A 10,767-nucleotide genomic window follows, 5' to 3' on the forward strand; every position below is an offset into this window, starting at 1 on the left:
GAGCGCCCCGACACCCCGCCTTCCTGCAACACGAGTTGACCAAGGCCCGGGGCGCCTCGCTCACCGGGAGGAGCAGTTCTCGCTGACGTCGGGTCGGAGCCGGCGGAGCTGGTTCGCCAGCGTCGCGATCAGGGCCGCAGGGTGCGTCACCCGTCCGGTGGAGGCCATCCGTTCCACCCGCTATCACGTTTGCCCTGCTCCTACGCTTCGGCGGAGGCGGGCGCGTCCGAGGCGTTGGCCACTGTCGACACTGGCGGAGGGCTGATGGCGTCGAGGCGTACACCTCGGGTTGTGGTTGCGGCGGTGGCCGGCGCGCTGTTCGCGCTCGGGGTGGTCGCGCCCGGCCCGGCCGCCGCGCCGCCGCCTCGCGCGGCCCGGGCGGACGGCGACGTGGCCCCCGTGCCGCGCGAGCCGCGCCCACCGCTGCTCCCGGCCGACTTCCGGGGCACCGGCCGGTACGTCGTGCGCGACCTCGGCATCGACGTGCCGTTCAGCTGGCAGGGCCGCGACGGCAACAGCCAGATGATCGCCGGCGGCCCGGAGCACCCGATCTGGTTCACGAACCTGATCTACGAGAACACGCTCTATACGCTCACCTACAAGTGGCCCAACATCCCGCTGTTCCCGCCGCGTGCGTGCAGCAAGGTGCCAGGGTTCTTCAACCGGCAGATCTTCAACGACAAGCTCAAGACGTCGCGGTACGTCGGGCCGGAGATCCTTCAGGGTGCGAAGGACCGGCACGTGGACCACTGGCGGGTGGGAGTGGTCGGCGGCTCGACCGTGCCGGGGGAGTTCTTCCGGTTCCCGCTGGCGCTCGGCGACATCTACGTCGACCAGCGCGACCCGAGCCGGTGGGTGCAGGTGTTGCAGTTCGGCCTACAGAACCTCTTCGATCCCGAGCTGGACGAGTGGTTCACGCTCGACACCTTCGACCACCACCCCGGCGAGGTCACCCTCCCCGACCGCTGCCCACCCCCCACGTCCTGACCCCACCCCACCCCCCGCGACCAGTCTGTTGATCAAGAGGTTCGCGTCACCGATCGGGCGGAATTTGACGCGAACCTCTTGATCAACAGGGGAAGTCTGGGGGCCGGGCTTTACAGGGCGAAGAGGAGGGCGGCGTTCAGGAGGACCACTACGGCGGTCGCGAAGTGGATGCCGAAGGCGACGGCCTTCGTTCCGCCGTTGCGCAGCACGATGAGGGTGTCGCCCAGCGGGACGAGCGCGACGATCAGCATGTACCACGCGACCGCATCGGCGGTGGTGAAGGCGATCAGGGCGAGGCCGAGCAGGCCGAAGGTGACGTCCTTGAGCCCCTTGACCGTCAGGTAGGCGATATCGCCGTCCGGCCGCACCGGTACGCCGTACCCGGCGGCTGCGGCCCGCGGCACCAGCAGGAACCGTGCACCGATGAAGAGGACGAAGAGGCTGAGTACGACGGCGAGTCCGTAGGCCAGGGGTGACAACATGATCCGCTCCAATTTCTAGCGCTGCTAGATACAGGAGCGACGCTAGCAGAGCGTCGGCAGATTCGCTAGCGGTGCTAGCATTGCTGTCATGTCGACTCAGACGCGCCGGGAGCGCGAGCGGGCGGAACGGGAACGCGCCATCGTCGCCGCCGCCCGGGAGTTAGCCCTGGCGGAAGGCTGGGACGCGGTGACGACCAGGCGGCTCGCCGCCGAGATCGAGTACAGCCAGCCCGTCCTCTACAGCCACTTCAAGGGCAAGGACGCCATCATGGCGGCGGTCGCCGTCGAGGGCTTCGCCGAACTGGCGACCGCGCTGGTGGCCGCCCGCGCCTCCGCCGCCGACCCCCGGCAGGCGGTCGCCGACGTCGCGGCGGCGTACGTCGCGTTCGCCGACCAGCGACCTGCCCTCTACGACGCGATGTTCACCCTCGCGGTGGACCTGCCGTTCGCCAGCTCGGACGTCCCGACCGACCTCGCCCGGGGTTTCGCCGAGCTGGCCGAGACGGTACGGCCGTTCGCCGGCGACGGTGACCTGGAGATTTTCACCGAGACGTTCTGGAGTGGTCTGCACGGTCTGGTCACGCTGATGCGCAGCGGCCGCCTTCGCCGGGAAGGCCACGACCGCCGGCTCGCGGCGCTGGTCGACCGCTTCTCAAGCTGAGCGTCGCGCCGCTTGATCGACTCCGTTCCGCCGATGTGGGGGCATCAAACTGCTGGGGAAACCCCCACATCGGCGATGTCGAGTCGATCAAGCCGACAAAGCAAAACGCAGGTCAGTCGAAGGACGGTAGGGACGGGCCGAGGACGTCGTCGGCGTCGACGATCGTGTACGCGTACCCCTGCTCGGCGAGGAAGCGCTGCCGGTGTGCCGCGTACTCGGTGTCGATCGTGTCCCGGGAGACGACCGTGTAGAAGTGCGCCTGCCGGCCGTCGGCCTTCGGACGCAGCACCCGACCCAACCGCTGGGCCTCCTCCTGCCGTGACCCGAACGTGCCGGACACCTGGATCGCCACCGCCGCCTCGGGCAGGTCGATGGAGAAGTTGCCGACCTTGGAGATCACCAACGTGCGTAGCTCACCGGTGCGGAACGCGTCGAACAGCCGCTCGCGTTCCTTGTTGGTGGTGGAGCCCTGCACGATCGGCGCGTCCAGGTACTCGCCGATCTGGTGCAACTGGTCGATGTACGCGCCGATCACCAGCACCTGGTCGTTCGGGTGCCGGTCAACGAGGGCCTTGACCACGGGCAGCTTGGTGCGCGCGGTCGCCGCCATCCGGTAGCGCTCCTCGGCCTCCGCCGTCGCGTACGACATCCGCTCCGCGTCGGTCAGCGTCACCCGGACCTCGACACACTCGGCCGGGGCGATCCAGCCCTGCGACTCGATGTCCTTCCACGGCGCGTCGTACCGCTTCGGCCCGATCAGGCTGAACACGTCGCCCTCGCGGCCGTCCTCGCGTACCAGAGTCGCCGTCAGGCCCAGCCGACGGCGGGCCTGGAGGTCCGCCGTGAAGCGGAAGATCGGCGCGGGCAGCAGGTGCACCTCGTCGTAGACGACCAGGCCCCAGTCGCGGGCGCCGAACAGGTCCAGGTGGGTGAACACGCCCCCCTTCCGGGAGGTGAGCACCTGGTACGTGGCGATGGTGACCGGGCGGATCTCCTTGCGCTCGCCCGAGTACTCGCCGATCTCCTCCTCGGTCAGCGACGTGCGAGCGATCAGCTCGCGCTTCCACTGCCGGCCGGCGACGGTGTTGGTGACCAGGATCAGCGTCGTCGCCTTCGCCTCGGCCATCGCCGCCGCGCCGACCAGGGTCTTGCCGGCCCCACAGGGGAGCACGACCACGCCCGACCCGCCGGCCCAGAACGCCTCGACGGCCTCCCGCTGGTACGACCGCAGCGTCCACGGCTTACGCCCGTCCTTGCCGGCCTCGGCCAGCTCGATCGGGTGCGCCTCGCCGTCGACGTAGCCGGCCAGGTCCTCCGCCGGCCAGCCCAGCTTGAGCAGCGCCTGCTTGAGCCGGCCCCGCTCGGACGGGTGCACCCGGATCGTGTCGTCGTCGATCTTGTCGCCGAGCATGCCGGCGAGCTTCTTGCTCTTCGCCACCTCGATCAGCACCAGCCGGTCGAGCGCCCGCAGCACCAGCCCGTACGCGGGGTCGTTGGCGAGCTGGAGCCGGCCGTACCGGTCCATCGTCTCGGCAACGTCGACAAGCAGCGCGTGCGGCACCGGGTAGCGCGAGTACTTGATCAGCGAGTCGACCACGCCCTCGGCGTCGTGCCCCGCCGCGCGAGCGTTCCACAACCCCAGCGGGGTCAGCCGGTACGTGTGCACGTGCTCCGGAGACCGCTCCAACTCGGCGAAGGGCGCGATCGCCATCCGGCAGGCCTGCGCGTCGGGGTGGTCGATCTCCAGCAGCAGCGTCTTGTCCGACTGCACGATCAGGGGTCCACCACTCACGCCAGCGTCCTCTCCTCGGTTGGCCGTCGGCACCGCGGCGGTCGCATACCCGCCGCTGGCCGACCATCCAGTGTTGCACGACGGAGAACGTCCTAAGAAAGATGCTCACCGGATGCAACCAGGACGGCACTTACGAACGTCTAGGAAAGGGACGACTGTCCAGGGAGGGTGCCATGAGGCGTGTCCGGCACACTTCCCGGCTGTTTGCCCTGGTGGTGGTCGTGCTGGTCGGCACCGGCGCGTGCACGTTCGATCCGCGGTCCGGCGGGAGTGGTGGCGGGGGAGCCGCCCCGGTCGGTGCGGCGGAGCAGGCATCGGGGGCGAGCGGCACGTCCGGGCCGGCCCAGCACGGCCGGCCCACCACGCCGTCGCCCGTACCGAAACCCTCTCGAAAACCCACGCCGAAACCGACCCGCGCGGCGTCGACCCCGAGCACCGGCGCGCCGACCGCCGCCGGCTGCCCGCAGGGCCAGCACCAGCGCGCGGTGGAGACGTACCTCGCCCGCCTCGGCGGGTTCGGGGCCGTCACCGTCGACGGGCGGCAGTCCGCCGCCGACTGCGCCGCCATCAAGAAGTTCCAACAGAGGTACGGCATTCGCCCCGTCGAGGGTCGCGCCGGACCGACCACCCTCGACGTGGCCCAGCGCCTCGCCACCACCGACACGACCCGCTGCCAGGCCGGTGCCGGCACCACGTTCTGCGTGGACCTGACCCGGCAGACCGTCTGGGCGATGCGGGGCGGCAAGGTGGTCATGGCACCGACCGTGACCCGGACCGGAATGTCCGGCTACCGCACCCCCTCCGGCACGTACACGGTCAACTTCCGCAACCCGAAGGAGTGGTCCGACCCGTACGAGGTGTGGCTGCCCTACTGGCAGCACTTCACCCAGGGCATGGGCTTCCACGAGACCACCACCTACCTGCACGACAAGTCGATCGGCTCGCACGGCTGCGTCAACCTGCTGCACGCCGACGCCGTCCGGATGTGGGAGCTGGGCAAGGTCGGCACCCGCGTGGTGCTGATCGGTCGCCGCCCCGGCACCTGAGCGACACGCCCCCACTTCGGGGTTTTATCCCCTGTCACACCGGTCGCAGGAGTGTCACGCTGGGAGTCCAGGGCCAGACCGGGCGGGGAGGCTGGGTATGACGGTCGACCGGGAAGTGGTCGCGCAGTACGAGCAGGCGCCGCCCGACGAGGTGTCCCGCGCGACGGTGTTCGCGTACGCCTTCGCGGCAGCGCTGCTCTTCGGGTGGTTCCTTTTCGGGTGGCTGGTGCTCCAACAGGGCTTCGTCGACTCGGTCGGCGAGTCGGCCGGGGCCGGCTTCGCCCTCCTGCTGCTCGTCTCGGTGGTCGGCACCGTACGACGCAGCCGCCGCTGAGCGACCAAGGGAGAAGCTGAGCGACCACGGGAGGGACGGAGCCGTTCAGTCCGCCAGCACCGCCGCGGTGATCCGGTGCAGCGCGAAGGTGTGCAGCATCTCGGTCCGCTCGTCCTCGGCGCGCAGGTAGCCCGCCCCGATCGAGACCGGCTTCACCAGCCGTGACGCGGTCGCCCCGTGGGCGTCCACGTACCCGACCCAGACCAGCGCCCGGTCCCGGACCGCCTGTTGGAGCACGGCGAGCGCCTCGCTGTGCGTGTGCGCCGGCACCGGGCCACCGCCCAGCCCCGCCGCCCCACCCCGGACCACCGCCGGGGCGCGACGGGCCGCCCGTGCCGCCGCCTCGCCCCGCCGGATGTGCTCCACCACCCCGAGCAGCCGGGGCATCGGCAGCTTCGGGGTGGCCAGCGGGTCCAGCGTCCTGGTGGCCACCCCTACCCGTGCCGGAGCGCGGCGGACCCGTGGCCGGATCAGCATCGTGCTGCCGGTGCCGTCCTCCTGCACCGGCGCGTACCCGGCCTCCCGCAGCGCGGTGAGCATCCGGCTGACCTGGTACGGCGTGGTCAACACCGTCGGCGCCAGCCGACGCAGCGTCAGCGACTCCAGCCGCCGGTCGGCCAGCACCTCGGTGAGGAGCGCCTCGTCGTCGCTGCGCAGGTACGCCCCGGCCGAGCCGGCCCGCAGCCCGCCGTGCTTACGGGCCACGTCGTCCACCAGGTAGCTGAGCCCCTGCGGCACCGGGGTACGCGAACGGCGACGGAACAACTCGTGCAGGTCGTCGGACGTGTAACCGGCGTCCAACGCCCGCCGGATGCTCGCCGTGGTGACCCGGTGCACACTCGCCCCGCCGGCCGACTCGAGTTCCGTCGTCGCCTCCAACTCGGCGGCGAGCGCCGGCTCGGGCGGCCCGGGCACCACCACGGTCAGGTCGGCCTGCACCAGGAAGTGGTCGACCGGGGCGGGCAGCAGCGCGTCCAACGCCCGCGCCGCACCGGACGGATCGCCGCTCTCGGTGTCCGCGTGCAGCCCCAGCGGGTCGCCGCCGGACTCGTCGGTCGACGTCAGCTCGCCCAGCAACAACCGTCCGTACGAGGTGAGCGCCCCCAGCCCGGTCATGCCGAGCTGCGCCGCCTCGGCCAGCACCTCCCGGTGGGCGGCCTCCCGACCCCGGCTGCGCCGTGGCGTCCGCCAGTCCAGCAGGGCCTGCAACTCCTCCGGGGTGGGCGCGGTCGCCGGCTCCAGGTCGGCGAGCACCCCGAGCACCGCCCGGCGGGTTGCCGGCGCGCCGGCCCGCTCCGCCTCCGCGGAGAGCGCGGTGATCGGCCGGTCCCGGTCGTCACGCCGCCCGACCAACCCCACCTGCCGGGTCATGGTCATCCAGGCGCGGGCCAGGTGCTCCCACCGTTGGGCCAGTGATCCGGCCCGCCACACCTCGTACCCGCCGGTCGGCAGCACCTGCTGGTCCGCCCCGTACCGACCGGTGGTCGCACCGGGCATCTCCATCTCACCGGCGAGCCCCGCCGCGTACGCCACCTCGAGCAGCAGCGCGGTGGTCGGCTCGTCCAGGCCGGCGGTGCGGGCCAGCCGGCGCAGGTCGCGGACGCCGATGCCACCCGACCGCAGCACCGGGGCGGGTTCGGCGGCGAGCTGTTCCAGCAGTCCCTCGGTGTGCCGGACCACCTCCATGGTCTGCCCGGCGCCGGCCGAGTCGACCATCTTGGGCTCGCGGGGAGCGGCGGCCACCGACGGCGGGCTGGTCTGCAACGGCCCGAGCGGACCGCTGTCGCGCCGCAGCAGGAGGCCGACCTCGCGGGGCAGCTCGACGGTGCCGCCAGCCGTCCCCGAGCCGGCCGAGACGGTCACCAGCAGCCGGTTGTCGACCAGCCAGCGCACCGGTGAGCCGGTGGGCGCGCCGCCGTTGGTCGGGTCGGCGAGGACGTCGTCCTGCGCGCCGATCGCCGGTGCCTGCAACGCGCCCGGGGGCACGCTACCGACCGGCGGTCCGGCCGCCAGCCGGTCCAGGATCGCCCGGGCTGACGGGGCGCCGCGAGCAGCGTCCGGCGCAGTTTCGCCGGGTCCGCGCAGAGAGCGGCCGCGCGAACGTCCAGGTCCGCTGCGGGTCGACCAAGTCCAGCGGGGTACGGGGAGACCTCGTCGACGGCGGCCGCCACGTGCATGGCGTGCTCGGGGCCGTACAGCAGGAACAGCGCCCTCAGCCGACCCACGGCGGCCCGGACCGCGGTCGGCGCCGGTGGGTGCGGCCCGGCGGTCGCCATGGCGAGGATCGTGTCGGTGGCGGTCGTGCCCTCGTCCGGGTGCCGGGTGAGCCGCCCGGCGTCCAGGATCAGCAGCGTGAACTGGTCCAGCCCGTCCAGCGCGCGGGCCACCGAGACCCGGGACTGGGCGCGGATGGCCAGAGCGGAGATGTCGGCCGGTACGGGCACGACGAGGTCCGGCCGCAGTTGCAGGAGTGCGGCCAGTGACTCGTCGGGCAGCGACCGCAGATGGTCGGCGAGTGAGGTGGTCATCGTCTTTCCACGCTAGCCCGGGGTGGGCCGGTCGCGCCCCTCGGACGTACGGCCGGCTGTGCGTCGGCGAGTAGGTTTCTCGGCATGTCTGCACCGACCGTCGGATTCGACCTCGACATGACCCTGGTGGACTCCCGCCCCGGCATCGCCGCGGCGTACCGGGCGTTGACCGCGAGGACGGGCGTTCCGGTGGACGCCGACCTGGCGGTGTCCCGTCTCGGCCCGCCGCTGCGCACCGAGATCGCCCACTGGTTCCCACCGGAGCAGGTCGAGTCGGCCGTCCTGCTGTATCGCGAGCTGTACCCGGCGTACGCGATCACCCCGACGGTCCCGATGCCCGGTGCGCGGGAGGCCATCGACGCGATCCGCGCCCGGGGCGGGAAAGTGCTCGTCGTCACCTCCAAGATCGCCCGGTTGGCCCGGCTGCACCTGGACCACCTCGGCCTGGTGGTGGACGAGCTCGCCGGTGACCTGTTCGCCGAGCAGAAGGCGACCGCCCTGCGGGAGCACGGCGCGACCCACTACGTGGGCGATCACGTGGCGGACATGGTGGCGGCGGGGGTCGCCGGGGTGCCCGGAATCGCCGTCGCGACGGGCCCGTGCTCCGCGGATGAGCTGCGTGCGGCGGGGGCGAGCGTCGTGCTGGACGATCTCACCGGATTCCCAGCGGCGCTCGACGGCATGATCCAGCTAGCCTTGGAGCAGTAGCGGCTCAAGTGAAGCAGGGGTTTTCAGGTGCCTACGGGTCGAGTGAAGTGGTACGACACGGCCAAGGGATACGGCTTCGTCACCAGCGACGAGGGCGGTGACGTGTTCCTGCCCAAGGGCGCGTTGCCGGCGGGCGTCACCGACCTCAAGGGTGGTCAGCGGGTCGACTTCAGCGTCGTGGACAGCCGCCGTGGCGCGCAGGCCATGGGCGTGAAACTGCTGGACGCGCCGCCGTCGATGGCGGAGCTCCGGCGCCGGCCGGCCGAGGAGCTGCACGGCCTCGTCGAAGACATGATCAAGGTGCTGGAGGCGAAGGTCCAGCCGGACCTGCGTCGGGGCCGGTACCCGGACAAGAAGACCGCGCAGAAGATCGCTCAGCTGGTCCACGCGGTCGCGCGCGAGCTGGAGGTCTGAGGCACCAGCCCGGCGGTGGCGGCGCGGTCGAGGAGCGCCGTCACCGCGGCGAAGCCGGCCTCACCCAGATCGGTCGTGAACTCGTTGACGTAGAGGCCGATGTGCCGGTCCACCACGTCGAGTTCCATCTCCTGGGCGTGCGCGAGGACGTACTCCCGGCTGACCGTCGGGTCCGCCCAGGCCTGCCGGACGGACTCGCGGATCCACCCGGCGGCGGCCTCCGGGTCGACCGCGCCGCGACGGGCCAGGATCGCGCCGAGGGGAATGGGCAGGCCCGTGTCGGCCTCCCACCACTCGCCGAGGTCGACGAGCGCGGTCAGGCCGTGCCGGTGGTAGGTGAAGCGGGCCTCGTGGATGACCAGGCCCGCGTCGTAGCGGCCGGCCGCGACGCCCGGCATGATCTCGTGGAACGGAACCACCTCGATCCGGGCCGGCGGCCGTCCGGCCGACCAGAGCCGGAACAGCAGGTACGCGGTCGTCCGGTCGCCCGGCACGGCCACCGTGGCACCGGTCAGGTCGGCGCGGTCGCCCCGGGTGAGCACCAGCGGCCCGCACCCGCGACCGAGCGCGCCACCGCAGGGCAGCAGGTGGTAGTCGTCGAGCAGCCACGGCAGCGCCGCGTAGCTCACCTTCACCAGGTCGAACGCGCCCTGCTCGGCCGCCGTGTTGGTGACGTCGACGTCGGCGTACGTCACCTCGACCGGCGGTGCGCCGGGCACCCGCCCGTGCACCAGGGCGTCGAACACGAACGTGTCGTTGGGGCAGGGCGAGATCGCCAGGGAGAGCGCCACGCCCCTCACGTTAGCCCCGCCCGCGTGGCCGGTCGGTGCGACCCCGTGCCTGGTGATCCGCGACAACCCGGCCGGCGCCGACTCCTGCCCCTCCGGTGCCCTCGTTCAGGTGCGAGAGGTCACGTCGCTCGGTGTCGAGCTGCCCCGGATGTGGGGCGAAGGGCGTCGGCGGTGAGGGTGAACGGGTGGTTGGGTCGCGCCGTGTCGAGCTGCCCCGGATGTGGGGCGAGGGGGCACCGACGGCGGTGGTGACGGGTGGTTAGGTCGGTCCCTGTCGAGCTGCCCCGGATGTGGGGCGAGCATGGCACCGGCGGCGAGGTGGATGGTTGGTCAGGCCGCACCGCGACGAGCTGCTTCGAATGTGGGGTGAAGGGGCGGCGGCGGTGGTGACGGGTGGCTGGGTCGGTCCCTGTCGAGCTGCTCCAGATATGGGCCTATCTCGCCAACGGCGGCGGTCGTGGCGGCGTTTGATGCCTATGCCGTGCCGTGCCGTGCGGTGCCCGTGCCGTGCGGTGCCCGTGCCGTGCGGTGCCCGTGCCGTGCGGTGCCCGTGCCGTGCGGTGCCCGTGCCGTGCGGTGCCCGTGCCGTGCGGTGCCCGTGCCGTGCGGTGCCCGTGCCGTGCGGTGCCCGTGCCGTGCGGTGCCCGTGCCGTGCGGTGCCCGTGCCGTGCGGTGCCCGTGCCGTGCCTGTGCCCGTGCCTGTGCCCGTGCCTGTGCCCGTGCCGTGCCCGTGCCGTGCCTGTGCCCGTGCCCGTGCCGTGCCTGTGCCCGTGCCCTGCCCGTGCCCTGCCTGTGCCCGCGTGGTGGTCGTGCCGGCGTGGTGGTCGTGCCCGTGCGCGCTGTGGCCGTGGCGGTTGGGCGTTCGGTTATCGCGATGGCCGCGGTGGCTGCGGCGGTTAGTGGCGTCGTGGTGGTGGGTGGTGGCGATCCGAGGTGTGCCGCCCTCCGGGCGATGGCGCATGCCCCACTTCTGGGGCAGCTCGACAGGGGCCGACCACCACAGGGATACCCACAGCCCAAGCGC

At 72.2% G+C, this 10,767-nt stretch carries 9 protein-coding genes and 1 pseudogene; 6 read left to right on the forward strand and 4 right to left on the reverse strand.

The window, feature by feature from the left end:
- Window positions 1-291 precede the first annotated feature (291 nt).
- Window positions 292-987 carry a hypothetical protein gene (locus ACQP0N_RS02585; protein WP_433117257.1) on the forward strand — a complete coding sequence of 232 codons (696 nt, stop codon included), beginning with the start codon at window positions 292-294 and terminating at the stop codon, window positions 985-987.
- Between the two features lie 110 nt (window positions 988-1,097).
- On the opposite strand, the gene ACQP0N_RS02590 is transcribed toward ACQP0N_RS02585, so the two are convergent.
- A complete protein-coding gene (locus tag ACQP0N_RS02590; protein WP_355049204.1) occupies window positions 1,098-1,469 on the reverse strand; it encodes a DUF4267 domain-containing protein in 372 nt (123 codons plus the stop codon).
- 88 nt (window positions 1,470-1,557) lie between these two features.
- On the opposite strand from ACQP0N_RS02590, the gene ACQP0N_RS02595 reads away from it, so the two are divergent.
- Window positions 1,558-2,130, forward strand: a complete 573-nt coding sequence (locus ACQP0N_RS02595; RefSeq protein WP_433117259.1) for a TetR/AcrR family transcriptional regulator — start codon at window positions 1,558-1,560, stop codon at window positions 2,128-2,130.
- 112 nt (window positions 2,131-2,242) lie between these two features.
- Here the strand turns inward: ACQP0N_RS02595 and ACQP0N_RS02600 are convergent, their stop codons facing one another.
- Window positions 2,243-3,922: a DNA repair helicase XPB gene (locus tag ACQP0N_RS02600; RefSeq protein ID WP_357123874.1), complete on the reverse strand. Its 1,680-nt coding sequence runs from the start codon at window positions 3,920-3,922 to the stop codon at window positions 2,243-2,245.
- A gap of 173 nt (window positions 3,923-4,095) precedes the next feature.
- Between ACQP0N_RS02600 and ACQP0N_RS02605 the strand changes: the two genes are divergently transcribed.
- Together ACQP0N_RS02605 and ACQP0N_RS02610 are read left to right on the forward strand one after the other, a co-directional pair.
- Window positions 4,096-4,968, forward strand: a complete 873-nt coding sequence (locus tag ACQP0N_RS02605) for a L,D-transpeptidase family protein (protein ID WP_433117262.1) — start codon at window positions 4,096-4,098, stop codon at window positions 4,966-4,968.
- Window positions 4,969-5,065: 97 nt separating this feature from the next.
- Window positions 5,066-5,302 (forward strand): hypothetical protein, encoded by a 237-nt coding sequence (locus tag ACQP0N_RS02610; protein ID WP_355049200.1) that lies wholly within the window; start codon window positions 5,066-5,068, stop codon window positions 5,300-5,302.
- A gap of 45 nt (window positions 5,303-5,347) precedes the next feature.
- Here the strand turns inward: ACQP0N_RS02610 and ACQP0N_RS02615 are convergent.
- Window positions 5,348-7,830, reverse strand: a pseudogene (locus ACQP0N_RS02615) (helicase-associated domain-containing protein).
- A gap of 84 nt (window positions 7,831-7,914) precedes the next feature.
- On the opposite strand from ACQP0N_RS02615, the gene ACQP0N_RS02620 reads away from it, so the two are divergent.
- Together ACQP0N_RS02620 and ACQP0N_RS02625 are read left to right on the forward strand one after the other, a co-directional pair.
- Window positions 7,915-8,538 (forward strand): HAD family hydrolase, encoded by a 624-nt coding sequence (locus tag ACQP0N_RS02620; RefSeq protein WP_433117264.1) that lies wholly within the window; start codon window positions 7,915-7,917, stop codon window positions 8,536-8,538.
- A 27-nt stretch (window positions 8,539-8,565) separates the two neighbouring features.
- Window positions 8,566-8,952 carry a cold-shock protein gene (locus tag ACQP0N_RS02625; protein ID WP_088986676.1) on the forward strand — a complete coding sequence of 129 codons (387 nt, stop codon included), beginning with the start codon at window positions 8,566-8,568 and terminating at the stop codon, window positions 8,950-8,952.
- Here the strand turns inward: ACQP0N_RS02625 and ACQP0N_RS02630 are convergent.
- Window positions 8,913-9,743, reverse strand: a complete 831-nt coding sequence (locus ACQP0N_RS02630) for a 1,4-dihydroxy-6-naphthoate synthase (RefSeq protein ID WP_433117266.1) — start codon at window positions 9,741-9,743, stop codon at window positions 8,913-8,915. The genes ACQP0N_RS02625 and ACQP0N_RS02630 overlap by 40 nt on opposite strands.
- Window positions 9,744-10,767: the final 1,024 nt, after the last annotated feature.

The sequence above is a fragment of the Micromonospora sp. CA-246542 genome (assembly GCF_050942905.1).
Classification (GTDB): Bacteria; Actinomycetota; Actinomycetes; order Mycobacteriales; family Micromonosporaceae; genus Micromonospora.

Excerpts from the sequence above, each read along its gene's own strand:
- ACQP0N_RS02605 (WP_433117262.1), top strand. The coding sequence starts at position 4,096 with ATGAGGCGTGTCCGGCACACTTCCCGGCTGTTTGCCCTGGTGGTGGTC.
- ACQP0N_RS02590 (WP_355049204.1), bottom strand. The coding sequence starts at position 1,469 with ATGTTGTCACCCCTGGCCTACGGACTCGCCGTCGTACTCAGCCTCTTC.
- ACQP0N_RS02620 (WP_433117264.1), top strand. The coding sequence starts at position 7,915 with ATGTCTGCACCGACCGTCGGATTCGACCTCGACATGACCCTGGTGGAC.
- ACQP0N_RS02610 (WP_355049200.1), top strand. The coding sequence starts at position 5,066 with ATGACGGTCGACCGGGAAGTGGTCGCGCAGTACGAGCAGGCGCCGCCC.
- ACQP0N_RS02595 (WP_433117259.1), top strand. The coding sequence starts at position 1,558 with ATGTCGACTCAGACGCGCCGGGAGCGCGAGCGGGCGGAACGGGAACGC.